The 19,877-nt window shown below is 64.6% G+C and carries 17 protein-coding genes; 4 read left to right on the top strand and 13 right to left on the bottom strand.

Going from position 1 to position 19,877, the window contains the following annotated elements; genetic code table 11:
- Nucleotides 1-37: 37 nt before the first annotated feature.
- On the bottom strand, nucleotides 38-907 hold the full coding sequence (locus C7440_RS07810) for a c-type cytochrome (protein ID WP_116518072.1): 870 nt from the start codon (nucleotides 905-907) through the stop codon (nucleotides 38-40).
- Nucleotides 908-920: 13 nt separating this feature from the next.
- Entirely contained in the window at nucleotides 921-1,190 is a 270-nt protein-coding gene (locus tag C7440_RS19730; protein WP_118984235.1) for a hypothetical protein, read from the bottom strand.
- Between the two features lie 93 nt (nucleotides 1,191-1,283).
- On the opposite strand from C7440_RS19730, the gene htpG reads away from it, so the two are divergent.
- Complete coding sequence (gene htpG / locus C7440_RS07805; RefSeq protein ID WP_116518563.1) at nucleotides 1,284-3,191, top strand: molecular chaperone HtpG; 1,908 nt, start codon at nucleotides 1,284-1,286, stop codon at nucleotides 3,189-3,191.
- Nucleotides 3,192-3,262: 71 nt separating this feature from the next.
- On the opposite strand, the gene ampD is transcribed toward htpG, so the two are convergent.
- The 3 genes from ampD to C7440_RS07790 form a co-directional block, all read right to left on the bottom strand.
- Nucleotides 3,263-3,847, bottom strand: a complete 585-nt coding sequence (ampD, locus tag C7440_RS07800; protein ID WP_116518071.1) for a 1,6-anhydro-N-acetylmuramyl-L-alanine amidase AmpD — start codon at nucleotides 3,845-3,847, stop codon at nucleotides 3,263-3,265.
- Between the two features lie 141 nt (nucleotides 3,848-3,988).
- Entirely contained in the window at nucleotides 3,989-4,252 is a 264-nt protein-coding gene (locus tag C7440_RS19830) for a PP0621 family protein (RefSeq protein WP_017523880.1), read from the bottom strand.
- A gap of 1 nt (nucleotide 4,253) precedes the next feature.
- The gene (locus C7440_RS07790; protein ID WP_017523881.1) at nucleotides 4,254-5,099 is read right to left on the bottom strand and encodes a cytochrome C assembly family protein; all 846 of its coding nucleotides are present in this window, start codon (nucleotides 5,097-5,099) and stop codon (nucleotides 4,254-4,256) included.
- A 132-nt stretch (nucleotides 5,100-5,231) separates the two neighbouring features.
- Between C7440_RS07790 and ffh the strand changes: the two genes are divergently transcribed.
- Complete coding sequence (gene ffh, locus C7440_RS07785; RefSeq protein WP_116518070.1) at nucleotides 5,232-6,656, top strand: signal recognition particle protein; 1,425 nt, start codon at nucleotides 5,232-5,234, stop codon at nucleotides 6,654-6,656.
- Between the two features lie 73 nt (nucleotides 6,657-6,729).
- Here ffh and thiS read toward each other — a convergent pair whose 3' ends face one another.
- The 4 genes from thiS to C7440_RS19825 all read right to left on the bottom strand — a co-directional run bounded on the left by thiS (nucleotide 6,730) and on the right by C7440_RS19825 (nucleotide 8,852).
- Entirely contained in the window at nucleotides 6,730-6,930 is a 201-nt protein-coding gene (gene thiS / locus C7440_RS07780; protein ID WP_116518069.1) for a sulfur carrier protein ThiS, read from the bottom strand.
- A gap of 73 nt (nucleotides 6,931-7,003) precedes the next feature.
- Nucleotides 7,004-7,942, bottom strand: a complete 939-nt coding sequence (gene pip / locus C7440_RS07775) for a prolyl aminopeptidase (RefSeq protein WP_116518068.1) — start codon at nucleotides 7,940-7,942, stop codon at nucleotides 7,004-7,006.
- A complete protein-coding gene (trmB, locus tag C7440_RS07770) occupies nucleotides 7,939-8,685 on the bottom strand; it encodes a tRNA (guanosine(46)-N7)-methyltransferase TrmB (RefSeq protein WP_165832495.1) in 747 nt (248 codons plus the stop codon). The genes pip and trmB overlap by 4 nt, the downstream gene beginning before the upstream one ends.
- Nucleotides 8,682-8,852 carry a hypothetical protein gene (locus C7440_RS19825; RefSeq protein WP_017523886.1) on the bottom strand — a complete coding sequence of 57 codons (171 nt, stop codon included), beginning with the start codon at nucleotides 8,850-8,852 and terminating at the stop codon, nucleotides 8,682-8,684. Before C7440_RS19825 ends, trmB begins: the two co-directional genes overlap by 4 nt.
- 102 nt (nucleotides 8,853-8,954) lie before the next feature.
- Here C7440_RS19825 and C7440_RS20180 point away from each other — a divergent pair, with 102 nt between their 5' ends.
- A complete protein-coding gene (locus C7440_RS20180) occupies nucleotides 8,955-15,665 on the top strand; it encodes an autotransporter outer membrane beta-barrel domain-containing protein (protein ID WP_116518066.1) in 6,711 nt (2,236 codons plus the stop codon).
- A 45-nt stretch (nucleotides 15,666-15,710) separates the two neighbouring features.
- On the opposite strand, the gene C7440_RS07760 is transcribed toward C7440_RS20180, so the two are convergent.
- The gene (locus C7440_RS07760) at nucleotides 15,711-16,391 is read right to left on the bottom strand and encodes a LytR/AlgR family response regulator transcription factor (protein WP_017523888.1); all 681 of its coding nucleotides are present in this window, start codon (nucleotides 16,389-16,391) and stop codon (nucleotides 15,711-15,713) included.
- Nucleotides 16,392-16,580: 189 nt separating this feature from the next.
- Between C7440_RS07760 and C7440_RS07755 the strand changes: the two genes are divergently transcribed.
- Complete coding sequence (locus C7440_RS07755) at nucleotides 16,581-17,666, top strand: sensor histidine kinase (protein ID WP_243410866.1); 1,086 nt, start codon at nucleotides 16,581-16,583, stop codon at nucleotides 17,664-17,666.
- On the opposite strand, the gene C7440_RS07750 is transcribed toward C7440_RS07755, so the two are convergent.
- Genes C7440_RS07750 through nirD form a run of 3 tightly spaced genes read right to left on the bottom strand, consistent with a single transcriptional unit; the run spans nucleotide 17,663 to nucleotide 19,870 of the window.
- Nucleotides 17,663-18,652, bottom strand: coding sequence for an NAD(P)-dependent oxidoreductase (locus C7440_RS07750; RefSeq protein WP_165832494.1), 990 nt, complete (start codon nucleotides 18,650-18,652; stop codon nucleotides 17,663-17,665). The genes C7440_RS07755 and C7440_RS07750 overlap by 4 nt on opposite strands.
- Nucleotides 18,640-19,488, bottom strand: a complete 849-nt coding sequence (cobA, locus tag C7440_RS07745) for a uroporphyrinogen-III C-methyltransferase (RefSeq protein WP_116518063.1) — start codon at nucleotides 19,486-19,488, stop codon at nucleotides 18,640-18,642. Before cobA ends, C7440_RS07750 begins: the two co-directional genes overlap by 13 nt.
- A complete protein-coding gene (nirD, locus tag C7440_RS07740) occupies nucleotides 19,475-19,870 on the bottom strand; it encodes a nitrite reductase small subunit NirD (RefSeq protein ID WP_017523892.1) in 396 nt (131 codons plus the stop codon). The genes cobA and nirD overlap by 14 nt, the downstream gene beginning before the upstream one ends.
- Between the last annotated feature and the right edge of the window lie 7 nt (nucleotides 19,871-19,877).

Genomic DNA, 19,877 nt, shown 5'->3' with positions numbered 1-19,877 from the left:
GCGACTCCAGGTTCCGATGGGCTGCTCAGTTGGGCGTTTATTTGAACGAGGCCAGATAGGCGACCAGGTGGTCGATCTGCTCTTCGGTCAGGTCTTTGCCGTACGAGGGCGGCATGAACGACACGCCATTGGCTGAATACATGGGCCCGGGATGCAGGTAGGCGCTGGGCTCGACAATGGATTCGTGGATGAATCCTTCGACCGTGGTGGCCCTGCCTTTGTACTCGGGCGAATCGATCACCTTTTGCGCGGTGGCGGCCAGGTTGGCCAGCGAGGGCCCGGCCAGGTTTACGCCGGGCGCCACCGAGTGACAGGCCGCACAGGTGGGCACGGCTTCGTGGAACAGGGCCTGCCCCAGGGCGATGGGATCGTTGGAGCTGTCGACCGGACGCGCGCCGGGGGGCTGGCCGCCGGCTTCGGCACTAGAGGGGCTTTGGTCTTGCTGCGCGATGCTGAGCTCGGTACCGGGAATGGAGCCGCCGGTAACCAGAATGGGGCGTGGCGGCCAGCCCTGGTTGTCGATATGCGAGACCCAGTCCATGAAGGCGATAAGGTCGGAGATTTCCTGGTCGGACAAATTAGGGTTGGGCATGAGGCGCCGGTGGCGCTGCTCGTCGTAGAACTGCGAGGGGTCTTTGAGAAAGGCCGTAAGATACGGTGCGCCGCGATGCTGGGTAATCTTGGTGAGGTCGGGCGCATAGTAGGCGCCTTCGCCCAGTATCGTATGGCAGTTGATACAGTTGTTGGCGTGCCAGACGTTTTGGCCGCGCACGACTTCGTCGGTAATGTTTTGCGAATTGGTCAGCTTGGGAAACTGCCGGTGGCTGTCGACAGTAAGAACAAGGAAGACCAGGCTGGCAATGGCCGTAGAGGCAATGGCGAAGATTCTTGTTTGGCGCTTGTTCATGTTGGCCCCTTTGTCAGACGCCGATGCCGGACCAGTAGCGGATGCCTGTTGCGCCGGCGTAGATAATGGCTGCCAACATCAGTAAAACAACCAAATAGCCAACAATGCGCAAAATCGAAAACAGGACGCGTGTGCCCACGGTGTACCCCCCTTGTTCTGATTCTTTACGGCGGCCTCGCTTGGCCATATCGCCTGCCGCCACTATACGCCGACATCCCTGCACCGACAACCGGCTGGGGTCTTGAAATTGCGGCGTATGCCCCCATTTCAGGGGCTGCAGCATTTTCCATGCCGCGCGGCGGCGCGGTGCCAGGCCCAGCTCCAGGCGGGGTATGTCGCTGATCTTTCTACGTTTTTAATTTTTGCCGAGCAAGCCATGACTCAAGCCGAATCGACCAACACGCCCTCCGAAACCCTGGGGTTTCAGGCCGAAGTTAAACAGCTTCTGCACCTGATGATTCATTCCTTGTACAGCAACAAGGAAATCTTCCTGCGCGAACTCGTCTCGAACGCTTCGGACGCCTGCGACAAGCTGCGCTTCGAGGCCATCGACAAGCCCGAGTTGATGCAGGGTGATGCCGAACTTCGGGTACGGGTGGAATACGATGCCCAAGCGCGCACCATCACCATTTCCGACAACGGCATCGGGCTGTCGCGCGACGAGGCGGTGGCCAACCTGGGCACCATCGCGCGTTCGGGCACCAAAGAGTTCTTCTCGCGCCTTACGGGCGACAAGCAGAAGGACGCCCATCTTATCGGCCAGTTTGGCGTGGGCTTTTATTCTTCCTTCATCGTGGCCGACAAGGTTACTGTGCGCAGCCGCCGTGCCGGGCTCGATGCCGCCGAGGGCGTGCAGTGGGAATCGGACGGCCAGGGCGAGTTCACCGTGGCCCAGGTGGAAAAGGCCGATCGGGGCACCTCGGTTACCCTGCATCTGCGCGAAGGCGACGACGAATTCCTGAGCGGCTGGAAGCTGCGCGAGGTGCTGCGCCGCTATTCCGACCACATTTCGCTGCCGGTGCAGATGCGCAAGGAAGAGTGGGACAGCGAGAAATCCGAGCAGGTAAAGACCGACGAATGGGAAACGGTGAACCAGGCCAGCGCGCTGTGGACGCGAGCCAAGTCCGAGATCACCGACGAGCAGTACCAAGAGTTCTACAAGCATATTGCGCACGATTTCAGCGACCCGCTGGCCTGGACGCACAACCGGGTGGAAGGCCGCAGCGAATATACGCAGCTGCTGTACGTGCCCAAGCAGGCGCCCATGGATCTCTGGGACCGCGATGGCCGCCGCGGCGTAAAGCTGTACGTAAAGCGCGTCTTCATCATGGACGACGCCGAACAGTTGCTGCCCAACTACCTGCGCTTCGTGCGCGGGGTGATCGATTCGGCCGATCTGCCGCTGAACGTGTCGCGTGAAATCTTGCAGGAAAGCCGCGACGTGAAGGCCATACGAGAGGGCTCGGCCAAGCGTGTGCTGTCGCTGCTTGAAGACCTGGCCGAGAACCAGGCCGAGCAGTACGCCGAATTCTGGGAGCAGTTCGGCCAGGTGGTCAAAGAGGGCACGGGGGAAGACCCGGCCAACCGCGAGCGCATCGCCAAGCTGCTGCGCTTTGCCTCTACCCACACTGAAAGCCCGGCGCAGTCGGTGTCGCTGGCCGACTATGTGGGTCGCATGAAGGAAGGGCAGGACAGCATCTACTACATCACGGCCGAATCGTACTCGGCGGCCGCCAACAGCCCGCAGTTGGAGATCTTCCGCAAGAAGGGGCTCGAGGTGCTGCTGATGTCCGACCGCGTCGACGAGTGGATGCTTTCTTTCCTGCACGAATTCGAGGGCAAGAAGCTGGTGTCGGTCGCCAAGGGCGGCCTCGACCTGGACGAGCTGGCCGACGAGGAGGAAAAGAAGCAGCAAAGCGAACAGGCCGAATCCATGAAGCCGCTGGTCGAGCGCCTGCAGAAGGCCTTGGGCGAACGGGTGAAAGAGGTGCGCGTTACGGCGCGCCTGGTCGATTCGCCGGCTTGCGTGGTGGTCGATGCCGACGAGCTCAGCCCCCATCTGCGCCGCATGCTGCAGGCCGCGGGCCAGCAGGCGCCCGAGGCCAAGCCCATACTCGAGATCAACCCAGGCCATGCCTTGGTTGCCCGCATCGACCAGGCGCAGGACGAGGCCTTCGATGAATGGGCCCGGCTTCTGCTCGACCAGGCCATGCTGGCCGAAGGCGCCCAGCTCGAGGACGCAGCGGGCTTCGTCAAGCGGATGAACAAGCTGCTTCTGGGCTGATCCGCGCCCCGGTGTGCGCCGCACGCTGCAAAAAGGCCGCCGCGCTTGTGCCCGGCGGCCTTTCTATTGATTCAGGAAAGGGGTGGCATCTGCCGCCTGAACCAGCCGTTTTCCCGGCCGTAGCGGTTCCAGTCGAAACAGGGCCCGGGGTCGGTCTTGCGTCCCGGGGCGATATGCTCATGGCCGCGCACGGCCCTTAAGGGGTATTGGTGCTTCAGTGCCTGGGTCAGGCGCTTCAGGCTGGCGTACTGTTCATCGGCATAGTCCAGTTCGTCGGTGCCTTCCAGCTCGATGCCGATGGAAAAGTCATTGCAGCGCTGGCGTCCTTCGAACTGCGAGACACCCGCATGCCAGGCGCGCTGGTCGGTGGAGACGAACTGCACCACTTCGCCGTCGCGGCGTACCAGGAAGTGCGCGGAAACAGTGAGCCCGCGCAGGCGCTCGAGCCAGGGGTGCGAGGAATAGTCCAGCCGGTTCAGGAACAGGTCGACGATCTCGGTGCCGCCGAACACCCCGGGGGGCAGGCTGATGTTGTGCAGGACGAGCAGAGAGGGCTCGGCGCCGGCCGGCCGGGCATCAAAATTGGGCGAAGGCGCGCGCTGCAGGCCCGCCCCGGGTTTCAACCACCCGTGTCTATCCAGTACGAAGGTCGTCATGACAGTATCCCCGAGCATCCTCCCATGCCTTGACACAGTGGAGCTGACCGAAAAATGGCGAGCCAAATAAAGGCGGGACGGTGGCTCGCTGTGGTGCGGGCGCGAAGCGCTTCAGGGCAAGCTGTGGTCCACGCCGTGGCATCAGCGCCGCTGGCCCAGTTTGGCGTGCTCGCTGCTGCACCAGGTTTGACCGTTGATCAGCAGGGCCTCGGAACGCGGCATGTGTATGCCGCAGTGGGCGCAGCTGACCATGGATTCGGGCTGGTTCACCGGCGGCGCCTTGCTTCGGCGCGGCAGGGGCTCGGCGCGCGGCTCGGCGGCCTGTTTTTGCTGCTGCAGCGCCAGAATACGCAGCACCAGCAGTACGGCCACGATGACGACGGCCCAGAAAATCAGTTTTCCCACATTATCCTCGGTGCAGAATGACGTCGATGACGAAGCGGCTGCCGCTGTATGAAAGCAGCACGAAGGCGAAGCCGGCAAGCGTCCAGTGCAGTGCCTGGCGGCCGCGCCAGCCGCGCAGGTGGCGCCCCACCAGCAATACGGCGAAGGTCAGCCACGACAGCAAAGTGAATATGGTCTTGTGGTCAAGCGGAAACAGCGCGCCGGTAAGCCGCTGCGACACGATGGCGCCTGAAATGACGGTCAGCGTGAGCACCGAGAAGCTGATCCAGATCAGGCGGAAGAGCAGGCGCTCTTGCACCAGAAGCGGGGGTATGGCGTCGAGCGCACGGCTGAGCGAGCCGCGTTCGCCCGCGTGCTCGACCGGGCGATGCAGGTAGCGGTCGAGCGCGGCCATCAGCATGGCCTGCAGGGCGGCCACGGTGGTAAGGCCATAGGCGGTCAGGGCGATAAGCAGGTGGATGCGCAGCCATTCGTCGCCGGCGTTGCTGACCAGATGGCCATGGTGAAACACCGCCGCCACCGCGCTGATCACCGCCGCGGCCGGGAGTAAAATAAGCAGCAGCCCATCGATGCGCATGACCAGGCTTTCAAGCCAGAATACGATCATGCCCAGCCACAGCGCGGCCGAAAGGGCCAGGGCCCAGCCCAGGTACAGATGGTTGGCGCTATGCAGGATGGCCATGTACAAGCCCGCGCCATGCAGCACGATGGCGCCCAGCAGGCAGCTGCGCCGCATGCCGCCCACATTGGTTTTTGGGTCACCGCCCCTTAGCGGCTGCCACAAAGACACGGCCAGCAGACCGTAGGCCAGCGCGGCGAGCGAGTGAAATACAATGCCAGCAGACATATATCTGTTATTCATCCCGTAGGGGCGTTAAGGCATAATGCCAGGTTGCCCCTGTATTTTAGTGCGTTAGCATAACCGTAACCGTTTCTTATTCCGGTTATGCCGACCAGCTAGTTTAAGCGAAAGATTGCCATGCTCGAAAACCTGACCCAGCGCATGTCCCGCGTCGTCAAGACCATACGCGGCGAGGCGCGCCTTACCGAGGCCAACACGCAGGAAATGCTGCGCGAAGTGCGCATGGCCCTGCTCGAAGCCGACGTGGCGCTGCCGGTGGTGCGCGACTTCATCGCCCGCGTGAAGGAAAAGGCGCTGGGCCAAGATGTGGTCGGCAGCCTCAATCCCGGCCAGGCCCTGGTGGGCGTGGTCCACAAAGAGCTGACCGCCCTCATGGGCGGCGACCTGGGCGCCGAGGCGGGCGAGCTTTCGCTGGCCACCCAGCCCCCGGCCGTCATTCTTATGGCCGGCCTGCAGGGGGCGGGTAAAACCACCACCACCGGCAAGCTGGCCAAGTGGCTGGTCGAGGGCGGCCACGTGCAGCAGGGCCGCAAGTCGGGCAAGAAGAAAGTGCTGGTGGTCAGCGCCGACGTCTACCGTCCGGCCGCCATCGAGCAGCTGAAGACGGTGGCCGCCCAGGCCCATGTCGATTTCCTGCCGTCCGACCCTTCGCAAAAGCCCGAGGCCATTGCCACGGCTGCGCTCGACCACGCCAAGCGCCACCACTACGAAGTGCTTATCGTCGACACGGCCGGCCGCCTGGGTATAGACGAAGCCATGATGCGCGAGATCCGCGCCCTGCACGACCTGCTGCGTCCCATTGAAACGCTGTTCGTGGTCGACGCCATGCAGGGGCAAGACGCCGTCAATACGGCCAAGGCCTTTGCCGATGCGTTGCCCCTTACCGGCGTGGTGCTGACCAAGCTTGACGGCGACGCCCGCGGCGGCGCGGCGCTGTCGGTGCGGCACGTTACGGGCAAGCCCCTGAAGTTCGTGGGCATGTCCGAAAAGCTCGACGGCCTCGAGCCTTTCCACCCCGAGCGCATGGCCCAGCGCGTGCTAGGCATGGGCGACATCGTCTCGCTGGTCGAGCAGGCCCAAAAGAACATCGACATCGCCGAGGCCCAGAAGCTGGCCACCAAGATCAAGTCGGGCAACCGCTTCGATCTCAACGATTTTCGCGAGCAGCTTCAGCAGGTCAAGAAAATGGGCGATATGGGCTCCATGCTTGAAAAGCTGCCCGCCCAGTTTGCCCAGGCGGCATCCCAGCTGCAGGGCGGCCAGGCTGAAAAACAGCTGCGTCGCACAGAAGGCATACTCAACTCCATGACGCCGGCCGAGCGCGCCAAGCCCGAACTATTGAAGGCCTCGCGCAAGCGGCGCATTGCCGCCGGCGCGGGCGTGCCCGTGCAGGAAGTCAACCGCATGCTGTCCCAGTTCGAGCAGATGCAGGGCATGATGAAGCAAATGAAGAAGGGCGGCATGGCCAAGATGATGCGCGCCATGGGCGGGCTGAAGGGCCTGGGCGGCGGGGGCGGCGGCTTTGGCGGTTTCCGCCGCTAAAGCGCTTTATCGTTCTTTTCCCTTCACGGCCGATATTCCATCGGCCGTTTTTCGAATTGTCGCTTGAGCCCTTTCAGCCCCCGCCCACGGCGACGACGATCTCCACGACGTCGTCATTGGCCAGCGATGTGTGCGCGTGCCGGCTTTTGGGAACAATGTCGCCATTGCGCTCTACCGCAATGCGCTTGCCCTCGTAGCCCAGGCTGCGCACCAGGTCGGCCACGCTGCTGTCCTGGTCGAGCGCGTGGGGCTTGCCGTTCAGAGTGATGTTCATGAAGTCCTCCGGAATCAACGGCCTTGCGGCACGGATGGATGTAAATATATAGATGGGGACGGCCGGCGGATTTTCACCGGCTGAACTTGTCGGTGGCCGCCATCAGCTGCGCCAGTATGCCCGGCTCGTCGAAAGCGTGGCCGGCATCGTCCACCACATGGAACTCGGCCTGCGGCCAGGCGCGATGCAGCTCCCAGGCGGTGCGCATGGGCGTGCAGGCATCGTAGCGCCCCTGCACGATGACCCCCGGTATGCCATGCAATTTGTGCGCGTCGCGCAGCAGCTGGCCTTCTTCCATGAAGCCCTGGTTCACGAAGTAATGGTTTTCGATGCGGGCAAAGGCCAGCGCCGCCCGGTCGTCGCTGTGCGACTGGTTGTGCGCGGGGCTGGGCAGCAGCGTAATGGTGTGGTCTTCCCACTGGCTCCATGCGTGGGCCGCCTGCAGCTGCACTTGGGGGTCGGGCGAGGTCAGCCGCTTGCGGTAGGCCGCCATCAGGTCGTGGCGCTCTTCGGGCGGGATAGGGGCCAGATAGCGTTCCCAGACATCGGGAAACAGCCACGACGCGCCCTCTTGGTAGAACCACAGTAGCTCTTCGCGGCGCACGGTGAAGATGCCCCGCACGATCAACGCGCTGACGCGCTGCGGATGGGCCTGCGCATAGGCCAGTGCAAGTGTCGAGCCCCACGAGCCGCCAAAGACCAGGGCCTGCTCGGCCTGCAGAATCTCCGTGCGCAGGCGCTCGATGTCGTCCACCAGGTGCCAGGTGGTGTTGTTTTCAAGGCCGGCATGCGGCAGCGAGCGGCCGCATCCGCGCTGGTCGAACAGCAGCACCTTGTAGCGCGCCGGGTCGAACAGGCGCCGATGCGTTGGCGAGCAGCCGCTGCCCGGCCCGCCATGCAGGAAGACCGCGGGCTTGCCCTGGGGGTTGCCGCAAAGCTCCCAGTACACCTGGTGGCCGTCGCCGGTTTCCAGCAGGCCCTGGCGATAGGGTTGAACAGGCGGATACATCATTGGCCCTCGCGCCTGAAGATCAGATCCCACACGCCATGGCCCAGGCGCAGCCCGCGGTTCTCGAACTTGGTCAGGGGGCGGAAGTCGGGGCGGGGCGCAAAGCCTTCGCTGGTGTTTTCAAGAAGGGGTTCGCCGCCCAGCACTTCGAGCATCTGGTGGGCGTAGTGCTCCCAGTCGGTGGCGCAATGTATGTAGCCGCCCGGCCGCAGGCGGCTGGCCAGCAGCTGCACGAAGGGGGGCTGGACGAGGCGCCGCTTGTGATGGCGCTTCTTGGGCCAGGGGTCGGGAAAGTAGATGTGCACACCGGCCAGGGAGTCGGGAGCGATCATGTCGCGCACCACCTCGACGGCGTCGTGCTGGATGATGCGCAGGTTCTGCAGCTGCGAGGCCTCGATGCGCTTGAGCATGGAGCCCACGCCCGAATTGAACACTTCCACGCCCAGGAAGTTGTCGTCCGGCCGGGCCAGGGCGATTTTCTCGGTGGTCTCGCCCATGCCGAAGCCGATCTCAAGCACCGTGGGCGCCTGGCGGCCAAACACCTGTTCGAACTTCAGGGGCGCGTTGCGGTAGGGCACGGCCCACTTGGGCATGAGCAGGTCCAGCGCTTCTTGCTGGCCGGCGGTGATGTGGCTGCGCCGATGCACAAAGCTGCGGATATGGCCGAAATCGGGATGGGCTTGCGCGGCATCGCCGTGAGCGCCTTCGGGGGGCGTGGGATCGGAAGAAGAGGGCGTTGAATTCATAGACTGAATTGTAGCCATTTGCCGGCGGAACCGACGGGCCCGAGGCCGCGGCCTTTTGACGCATGCAGGCCGCCCGACGTCATTTCATCGAAGAAATGGCCGGTTTCATCGAAAAAATCTTGTTTCATGAAAAGCGGGCCGGCAGACTGCACGGGAATTTTCCACATTGTCTGTTGCCAGGCGTCCCATGCTCCGGTATGGCGCCTGGGGCCTGCACAAGGGTGTGCCCGGCCCGCAAGCGGCAGACCAAGCAAAGAAGCCCGTCCATCATGAAAGCACATGCACGCAACAGAACGGTTTCACTTCCCCGGCCACATATTCTGCGCCTTGCCGTCATATCGGCACTGGGCGTGTATGCCGCGACATCGGCCAACAGCGCACAGGCAAGCTGCAATACGAGCGGTGACGCACACCTGGCTTACCAAGTATGCCAGGGCGCCGACGGCAAGGATGGAAGCTCTAGCGAAAAAAAGGGCAAGGACGGCGAAAGCTTTGTCTACAACGAGACCGGAACCCTGAACGCCAACGCCAGCAGCAGCCTGAGCTATCCGGTAACGGGCAATGTGCCCGGGGTGCTCATGCTGTACAGCCGTGGCGGCAAGGGGGTTGACGAAGGCGACGGGGGCAAGGGCGGGACCATCAGCCTTTCGAATCGGGGCAGCATTGCGCTGGAAGGCACGACGAATGCGGGCTACCTGCAAAGCCTGATCGCGGTAACGTCCATCGGCGGCAATGGCGACGACTACAACGACAATTACAAGTCCAGCGGCGGCGCCGGCGGAGCCGGACAAAAACTGACCATCACCAATAGCGGAAACCTGTCCATCAGCGGCACGGTGCAGCCTCATACGGGATCGGGTCAGAATGTGCCCATGTTCGGCATCAGCGCAGTCAGCGGCGGGGGCACGGGCGGAGACCAGAACGACGGAGTCGTGGGTGACCAGAAGGGCGGCGCCGGCGGCGACGGCGGGATCATCGACCTGACGAACAGTGGTTCGATCTCGCTGGGCAGCAGCGCAAGCCGGCTTACCGGCTATGCCCGGGGCGCGGGCATCCACGCCGAGTCTTATGGGGGCATGGGTGGCACCGACAATGGCCCCGCAGGCGACACCAGTTGGGTCGAGGTGGACAATACAGGCAGCATCGGCATTGCCTGGGCCGCGCAGGACGGCACGGACGTCTATGGCATTCATGCCATCAGCGGCGCCGGAGAAGGCCGGAAGTCCAACGATGACAGCAACGCCGGGGGCCGTGGAGGCTTCGGCGGCCCGGCCGTGGTCAATTCCAGCGGTACCATCTCGGTGGACCTGAGCGGCACATTCACCGGCGAGGGGGCGGGCATCGCCGCCTTGAGCCGGGGCGGCAAGGGTGGTGAGGGCCCCCCGCAGGAAAGCACCGGAGGCTGGGGCGGAATAGGCAACTACGTTTCCGTGCATTTGCAAGGTGAAAACTCCCGTATCTCGACTCGCGGCAATACGCTCTACGGTATCCTGGCGCAAAGCCTTGGAGGCCAGGGCGGCGACGGCGGCAACGGCGCGGCCATCGCGGGCCAGGGCGGCGGCGCGGGCCTGGGTGGAAGTGCCAGCAATGTTTCGGTCATTACCGACGGCGGCAGCACCATAGACACCACGGGCCATTATTCGACCGGCGTCATGGCGCAGTCCATAGGCGGGGGCGGAGGAACCGCTGGCACATTTGTGTCGGTGCTTGGCGGCCAGGCGGGCAATGGCGGCAGCGGCGGCGATGCCGGAGGCGTAACCGTCGATGCCGGCGGTTCGATCAATACGGGCGGCGACCATGCTTACGGTGTACTGGCCCAATCCATTGCGGGCAGTGGCGGTGCGGGCGGGGTCCAGGTAAGTGGCGTGGTGGCCCTGGGTGGTGATGGCGCGGGCGGCGGCACGGCAGGCAGTGTCGAGGTGTCCCAGTCGGGCAGCGTCTCAACCGCCGGCTATTCAGCGCACGGCCTGCTGGCCCAGTCCATAGGAGGCGGTGGCGGGGCATCGGGCAGCGCCATCGGTGCGCTGAGTGTGGGCGGCAGTGCCGAAGGCACCACGGGCTCCACAGGCGGAAGCGTTACTGTGCGCAATTTTGGCGGAACCATTAAAACGGCCGGCGATGCCGCACTGGGCATCATGGCGCAGTCCATCGGGGGAGGCGGCGGAAGCGGCGGCGATAGCAAGGGCATTCTTGGTCTGGGCGGCGACGGCGCCGCGGGCGGCCAGGGCGGCAAGGTTGTAGTGCAAGACCTGGGCACCATTTCTACGTCAGGCCGGTTCAGCCCGGGCGTGCTGGCCCAATCCATCGGAGGCGGCGGCGGAAACGGTGGAGACACCTTTACCGTGTCGGTGGGTGTGGCGATGGCCATTGGCGGCAGTGGGTCGGGCGGCGGCAATGGCGGCTCGGTATGCCTGGGCAATGGCGGCTATTGCGGCGAACTTTCCCCGGGCCCTATGTATCTCACCACTCACGGTGATTATTCGCCGGGCATTGTTGCCCAGAACGTGGGCGGCGGCGGTGGCAACGGCGGCAGCGCAACCAGCGCCACACTTGAATCGCTCGTATCGCTGCAGCTGGGCGGCAGTGGTGCAAAAGGCGGGCACGCCGGCACCGACGGCACGACAATCCACTACACCGATTTGAACATTCGCACGGGCGGTTCACACGCAACCGGAATACTGGCCCAAGCGATCGGCGGCGGTGGCGGCAACGGGGGCGACGCATCGCGCTTTGATGGGAGCGTCGGTTTCAGTTCTGCCGTGGTGCTGGGTGGCAGCGGAGGCGCCGGCGGCTCGGGGGCCAAGTCGCAGGTTGTGCTGGGCCGCTCGCAAATTGCAACGGGGATGGACTACAAGACGGCGGATGCCGGCACTTACGCACCCAACGATTCCTTTGGCATTCTGGCGCAAAGCATAGGCGGGGGCGGCGGCAACGGCGGAAGCGCAAGCGCCAGCAATCTGGTCATCGCCGTTCCGACCGGGGCCGAAACGCCTCCCATCTCCTTCAGTTTCCAGACGGCTGTCGGCGGCCAGGGCGGGGACGGCGGACATGCCTGCGGGTCTGGCGATGCTTCATGCACGACCGAGATTTCCTTGGTCGAAGGTACATCGGTGACGACCTTGGGCGACGGTTCCCATGCCGCGGTGGCCCAGTCTATCGGCGGTGGCGGCGGCAACGGCGGCGATGCCTCGGTATTGTCGACGGGCATCAGCTACGGCGATTCCATTTCGGGCAAGATCGGCATGGCGCTGGGCGGCAGCGCGGGCAACGCCTCGCATGGCGGCAAGGTGCTGGTGCATTTGGGAACAGACAGCACGCAGTATGTCGATTTGCCTGCCAGCATTGATTTGCCGTTGAACCTGGATGACGAGGCCAGCATTCTGGCGCCCCAATCAACTATACGCACCTACGGCGACTTCGCCAATGGCGTGCTGGCCCAGTCCGTGGGCGGCGGCGGCGGAAATGGCGGCGTCGGCAGCAGCAACTCCTATTCGGCCGGAGGCATGGTCGAGGTCGACCTGAACATCGGATTGGGCGGACTGGGAGGCGGTGGCGGCAATGGCGGAGAGGTCGATGTCTATCTTGGGCCGACATATACAGTACACACTTTGGGCTCGGGGTCGCGCGGCATCCTGGCCCAATCCATAGGCGGTGGCGGCGGCACCTCGCAGGGCGGCACGATGAGCCTGGGCGCGTCGATCGAGGGGTTTGGCGGGAAGCTGGCGCTGGGCGTGGGCCAGACCGGCGGCTCGGGCGGCAAGGGGGGCTACGTCAAGGCCAATATTGACGGGGCGATTCGAACCCAGGGCGGTGATGCCGACGGCGTTTTGTTGCAATCCATAGGCGGGGGCGGCGGCCTGGCGGGTTCCATCGGCGCCGACTCGTCTTCGAATCCCATTCTTGACCGCATCGGCAAGGCAAAGAACACCGTCGCCCGGGTTACCGACGAAGAAAGCCGGGGCTATGGCTTCGAGGTCGACATCGGCGGCCGCGGGGGCAGCGGCGGCACGGGCGGCCAGATCGACATCGATTTCGCCGGCAAGATCGCCACGGCGGGCGACTGGGCCGACGGCCTGGTGGCGCAGTCCATAGGCGGCGGCGGGGGCGCGGGGGGATCTTCCACCGCGTCGGGCAGCTCGAAATCCGCCCAGATCAATATCGCCGTGGGCGGGGCGGGCGGTGCGGCCGGCAATGGCGGGCCCATCTATACCTACTTTGACGGCGCTCACTACAACTACATCGGCACCGAGGGCTACAACGCCTACGGCGTATTGCTGCAGTCCATAGGCGGTGGCGGCGGCCAGGGCGGAGACGGCTCCGACATGGCGCACGGCGACATCTACGTCGGCGGCGGAATGGGTGGCAGCGGCGGGGCCAGCGGATCGGGCGGCGACATCCGTACCAGCGGCACGGATTCATGGCTTAGAGTCGAGACCTTCGGATCCGACGCGCCGGCCTTCGCGGCGCAATCCATCGGCGGCGGTGGCGGCATCGGCGGCGCGGGCAACAGCGATTCAGCATCCCGTTCCGACGACACCCATGAAGTGGCTCTGTCGGTGGGCGGCCATGGCGGCTCGGGCAACCATGGCGGCACGATAGGGTTGCAGCTTGGAATCAGCTCGTCGACCCAAGGAGACCGTTCCTACGGCTTCCTGGCCCAGTCCATCGGTGGAGGCGGCGGGGTGGGCACCGCCGGCAAGGCCGGCAATCTGGCCAGCGTCGGCCTGGGTGGCCGGGGCGGCGCAGGCGGCGACGGCGGCACCGTAAGCCTTACATTCAACCCGGGCAGCAGCATCGACACTTCGGGTAAGGGTTCGCACGCCATTGTGGCGCAGTCCATCGGTGGTGGCGGCGGTATTGCCGGCGACAGCTCGCTGAACCTGGGGCTCGGCTCCGACGGCTGGCTGGTGCCCGCCGGAGAAAGCGGCGGCAACGGCAATGGCGGTACCGTCAGCATCACCTCGCAGGGAAGCATCACCACTTCGGGGGCCAATGCCTTCGGCATTCTTGCGCAGTCCATCGGCGGCGGTGGTGGACTGGGCGGTAATGAAGCGGGTGTCTACGCGGGCTCTACGGGACATGGAAGCGGCTCGGGCCGCGGCGGCGGCGTGCATCTGGAGCACTGGGGCGCCATCCTGGCCAGCGGCAGCGGGGCCAACGGGATATTTGCGCAAAGCACGGGGCCCGACGGCGGAAGCGCCGTCAGCCTGAGCCTGTACGGCACAGTGCAGGGCGGGTCCGGCGACGCGGCCAGCGTGTGGATCGACGACGGCAACTACAACAAGTTCAACATTTATGAAGACGGCGAGGTGCTTCGGCCCGAAAGCGGTGTCGGCCTGCGCTACACCGGCAGGGGCACGACAGAGGCGGGCTATGTCCTTGACGTCGACCTGAGCGGACACGGCACGATAGGCGGCAACATCCTGTGCCAGAACGCCAGCGGCTCGGGTGCCGGCGGTACCGACAAGCCCTGCCGGGTCGAGTCGGGCGGCCAGACGGTGATGAAGGAAGCCACGCTGTACCAGGCCGACATCCGCAACGGCGGCCTGCTGGAGATCGGCCGCACAGGCAAGTTCGATACGCTGACGGTGGAAGGTGACTACGAGCAGGCCTCAACCGGCGTGCTGCGGGCCGACATGGATTTCGGCGGCATGCGCACCGACCGCATGGTGGTGAAGGGCGATGCCCAGCTGGACGGCGGCTTTGACCTGGCGGCCATAAGCCTGCTGCCTCGGCGCGAACTGAGCGTGCTCGATGTCGAGGGCGCGCTTGCCGGTACCCTGCAGGCCATCGACAGCCCCATCTTCGATTTCCATCTGCGCCAGCAAGGCAAATCGCACCACGTCAGTGTGAAAGGCGCCCGCTTCGACGTCGGCGGCATGGGCCTGGAGGGCAACCATCAGGGTGTGGCACGGCATCTGCAAAACATCTGGGACCAGGGCGGCACGCTTGCCTTGGGTCCGTTGTTTGCCGCCTTGAACAATGCGTCCAAGAGCGGTGCCGGCGCCTATCGCGATCGCCTCACCGACCTGGCGCCCGGCGCGGCCCTGGCGCCGGCCGGCCAGATGGCTGCGGGCATGGTCAACTTCATGGGCGCCATGATGTCGTGCCCCGCCATGGAAGGAACAGGCACCAGCACCCGCGAGCATGATTGCCTTTGGGGGCAGATAAGCCGCCGCAACACCGATCACGATGGCGGCAATGGGTCTCCGGGTTTCTCGTTCGACAGCACCATTCTTCAATTCGGAGGGCAGTGGCAATACAAGCCGAACTGGTTCCTGGGCGGGTCGGTGGCCTACCAGGACAGTAGCCTGAAAGGCAATAGCGGACGAGTGCGCGGCAATGGCGATGCCGGCTATGCGGGCATAGTGCTGAAGCACCAGGACGGGCCATGGGTATATTCCGGTTCGATTGCCGGCGGCTACGGCTCGCATCGCCTGAATCGCAGCATGGACATCAGTGGCTATGACCGTAGCGTTCATAGCAGTCCGGATGTGTACAGCGTTGGCGCCAAGCTGCGCGCGGCGCGCCACTTCGAGCTGACAGAGAGACTGTATCTCAAGCCTTATGTCGACCTTGACGCCTTCTACACGCGCATGCCGGGCTATAGCGAGTCGGGCGGCCCGCTGAGCCTTGAAGTGGACAGCAGCGACCAGTTCGTCGTGGGCCTTTCGCCCATGCTGGAATTCGGCGGTCGCATCGACTTTTCCGACGGCACGGTCATGCGGCCCTATGCCTATGCGGGCGTGTCGCTCCTGAGCAAGGACGCATGGACGACCAGCGCGCGACTGGCGGCAGCGCCCGCGGGAAGCTCATCGATCAGCACGTCTTTGCCGGGCGACAACGTGGTGGGGCGCTTCGGCCTGGGCGTGCAGCTGAACACTGCGAAGGGGCTGGATTTCAGGCTGCAATACGATGGCGAGGCTTCCAGCAAGGTTAGCAGCCACGCGGCGCAACTGAAGATGATGTATCGCTTCTGATCATGTTGGCCGCGGGCGCTCAGGCGCCTCGCGGCTGCATGCGGCTCAGGCCATGGCCCGCCGCAGGCGCAGTGATGCGGTGCGGCCCAGAACGATGGGCGCGACACCAGTGTTGAAGCTGACCTCTGTTTGCGAACCGCCCAGGTGCGACAACTGCGAGATGTGCTCGAGGTTGATGATCGTCGACCGCGACACAGGATGGAACGGGGGAGTGGGCAGTTGCTCCGCCAGTCGCTTCAGGGTGATGTGCATCAGTTCGTCGCCATGTGTGGCGCTGCACAGAAGCACGTAATCGCCCTGCGCCTGGATGATGGTCAGATCGCCGGTCTTGATGAGCTTTGTGCCGTTCTTTGTGCGGGTGGCAAGGTGGCCGCCCGAGTGGGGCCTGAGGCGTTCGAGCGCTTGAGCCAGCCGCGCGGGGCTGACGGGCTTCAGCAGATAGTCGACTGCCTCGATTTCGAAGGCCTGCGCCGCGAAATCGCTGTGGGCGGTAACAAACACGATGGCCGGCGTGTGGTCCAGGCCTTTAAGCAGGTTGAAGCCGTTGTCGCGCGTCAGCAGGACGTCAAGAAACAAGGCGTCGGGGCGGTGCTCGTGGATGACTCTGCGCGCTTGGTCGATGGTGGCGGCTTCGCCTTCGACCTGGACGTTGGGGGCGGCTTCGAGCAGGCGGCGCATATACCGCCTGGCGGGTGCTTCGTCGTCGACGATGACTACGCGCAGCATCGGTCCCCTTTTGTTTTGCGGCGCCGGTAAGGCTTGCACGGCTGGCGCCCCGGATTGACAGTGTTCTTGCTTGTGCCGCTTCAACGACGATTAATGTCGCTTCGTCGAAAAAGGGATGTCTCGCCGCGTATTCTACTATCTAATTATCAGCCACAACTACTACAACCAACCATGGAGCTGGGTGGCGACATGCGCAAGAAATTCGACCCCATCAGCCAGGAGCTCAACTTCGAAGAGTCGTCATTTGGCTTCTGGCGCGCCCAGGTGGTGGTGTGGGCGGTGCTGGGGCTTATCGGCTTCTGCATTCGCTATGTGTTCTTTGGCAGCGGCATGGCCGCCGCCTGGCTTACGCTGGCCCTCGAGCCGATCGCGTTTGCGCTGACCAGTGGCGCGGCCCTCATGCACGTGCGCTTTTTCCATAGAAGAAGTTCGTTCTTCCCCACGCTTGCCAGCGCCGCATTGCTGTGCCTGGCCGCCGCCGCGTTTGTATCGGCGATCGGCCAGCTCATACATCAGCTGTTTCCGCCAGGAACCGTCCGCGTGCTTCCGGGCAACCAATACCGCATCGGCTTCATCTACTACATGGGCATTTTCTCGATCTGGACGCTGACCTATTTCGGCGTCAATGCCGAGCTGGCGGCCCGTAACGAGCGCCTTTCGAAGATGAAGGCCGAGACGCGCGCCGTGCAGCTGGAGCTCGAGCATCTGCAGCGGCAGATAGAGCCGCATTTTCTGTTCAACTCGCTCAACGCCATCGTGGCCGAGATTTCCGAAAGGCCGGCCATCGCCGAGGAAATGACGCGCCGGCTTGCAGATTACCTGCGCTACTCTCTGGACAAGAGCGGCGGCCATTTGTGCAGCCTGGCTGAAGAGCTCGACGCGGCCGAGACCTATGTGCGCATCCAGGCCCTGCGCTTCGACAAGCAGCTTGAATACCAGAGCCAGGTCGATCCTGCCGCCCTTGACATGCGCCTGCCCCACATGACCCTGCAGGGATTGGTGGAAAACGCGATCAAGCATGGCATGTCGGCCGACCATGCCTCATTCCTGGTCACCGTGAAGGTGACGTACAAAGATGAGGAGCTCGTCATCGAGGTCAGCAACCCGGGCCGGCTGCACGCGCCCGGCGGCCTGGCGCCGGGAAACGGGCTCAGCAACCTGTGCCGCCGGCTGGCCTTGTACTACCCCGACCGCTACGAATTTTCGCTGCACGAACGGGCGGGCCAAACGGTGGCGCAGATCAAGCTGCGGGGTGCCCCGCACACGCCCTTCTAGGGCACCACTCGAAGCGGCAGGCCGGCCTGCGCCAGCCTTGACGCCGTCTGGTTCAGCCATTGCGCATGAGGAGGGCGGCGTGTCTTCAGCAAGACGATGCAACGGTGCTGTTTGCCCAGGCCGGCCAGCGCATGGGCCAGCCTTTCGGGAGCATGCTGTTCGTCTTCGTTCAGCCGGTGCCTTGCGGCATCGCGCCGCGCCAGGTCCAACAGGCCTTCGGCCCGCTCATCCTCATACACAATGGCGTCGGCTTCATGCAGTGTGCGCAGTCCGCCCAGGGTCAGGCGGGCCGGATCGGCGTGCATGGCGTTGATCAGGGCAAGCTCAGGAAGAGACTGGTCTTGCGGCCGGGCGAGCCGGGTTTCAAGGGCGCGCAGGGCCAGTTCGGGCTTGCCCTGCCGAAAAAGCCGGGCTACGGGGCCGTCGAACAGCCAATCATAGAAACCGCGGCGCGCGCCCGTGTCGGGGTAGGCAGTGCAGATCTGCTTCCGGTGTTGCTGCGCCAACTGTCCAAGGTTTCCCAAAGTATCGTCGAACAGAGACTCCAGGCGTTCGCGCAGTCGGCGTGCCAGCACGGGCGCGGCGCCGCCGGACGAAATGGCGATGACCAGGGGCGAGCGGTCGACAATCGCCGGCACATGGAATGACGAATGCGCGGGGTCGTCCACCACATTGGCAAAGATGCGGCGCTGGTCCGCCAGCTGCTTGATTTGCGCATTGAGGACGTCGTCGTTCGTGGCGGCGATGACCAGCCAGGCGCCGTCAAGCCAGTTTTCCTGGAATGTCCCGGGGTCGTGCCGCAGCAGGCCCTGATCCACCCACTCTTGCAGGGTTGCGGTCAATGCGGGCGCGCCGATGCGAACGCGGGCATTGCTTTGCAGCAGCATGCGCGCCTTGCGTTCGGCCACGGGGCCGCCGCCGACAAGCCGCACTTCGCGGCCTGCCAGGTCGGCGAATATCGGATACAGGCGATTTAGGCTGCCCATAGTGCGGCCTCCTCCGTCTGCTCGTGCCGCGCCACGCGCCGGGGATGGGCCAGGTTCACGACGGCCCCCACCACGATCAGGCAGGGCGAGGCCAGTTTCTTCGAGCATGCGGCCTGGGGCAGGGTGTCGAGTGTGCAGCGCAGAGCCTCTTGCTCTGCGGTGGCCCCGTTGGAAATCAAAGCCACCGGGGTATTGGCGGGCAGGCCGTGGCCCAGCAGCCCCGCGGAAATCTGCTGGGCCTGCGACAGGCCCATGTAGAACACCAGGGTGCGGTCGCGCCCCGAGGCCAGCTCTGCCCAGTCACAGCCCGGCGCACCGTCGCGATGATGGGCGGTAACCAGGGAGACTTCGGATGCGAGGCCGCGATGGGTAAGGGGGATGCCGGTGGCCGCGGCGCAGGCGCTGGCGGCTGTGACGCCGGGCACGACGTCGACCTGGATGCCCAGTTGGCGCAGCACCAGCATTTCCTCTCCGCCCCTGCCGAAGATGAAAGGGTCGCCGCCCTTCAGGCGCACCACGGTGCGGCCCGCCATGGCGTGCTGGGCCAGCAGCGCGTTGATCTCGGGCTGCGGCAAGGCGTGCTTGCCCGCGCGTTTGCCGACATCGATCTTTACCGCGTCGTCGCGGCACTCTGCCAGCAGGGCGGGGGCGCCCAGCCTGTCGTGCACCACGACGTCGGCGGCCCTGACCAGCTTCAGGCCCGCGACGGTGATCAGGTCGGGGTCGCCGGGCCCTGCGCCTATAAGCCATACCCGGCCCCAGGCGCGTTTTGGCGGTGCGGCGGCACGGCGGTTCAGGGCCAGAAGGTTCGAAGTATGCGGGTCAGGCGCAAGCATGGCCGTTCTCCCTCAGGGGCAGCGGCATGGCCGCGCTAATCATGCCGCCGGCGTCCCGGCGCAGCGGCCAGCTGTGCACCGACATGCTTTCGTCTTCGATGCACAGGCCGGTTTGCAGGCAGAAGTGCTGCTTGTACATAGGCGATGCGACCACCATGCGTCCCTTCAGGTCGCACACAAGGCCGCGCGCCAGTATGGCGGCCTGGCTGAAGGGATCGAGATTGTCCAGGGCGAAGAGGCCTTCATCGGTCAGGAAGATCGCGATCTGATGCCCATGGGCACGCGCGCAGACGCCCATGCCGGGAATGAGATCATCGGCATGGCATACCGCTTGCCAGGCCGCTTCTTGAGTGTCGAGGTTGGAGCCGTTCCGGGGCAGCATGGTGTTC

The organism is Pusillimonas noertemannii, assembly GCF_003096595.1.
GTDB classification, from domain to species: domain Bacteria; phylum Pseudomonadota; class Gammaproteobacteria; order Burkholderiales; family Burkholderiaceae_B; genus Pusillimonas; species Pusillimonas noertemannii.
The sequence above is the reverse complement of the archived record's forward strand: the minus strand, read 5'-3'. Positions and strand labels throughout refer to the sequence as shown.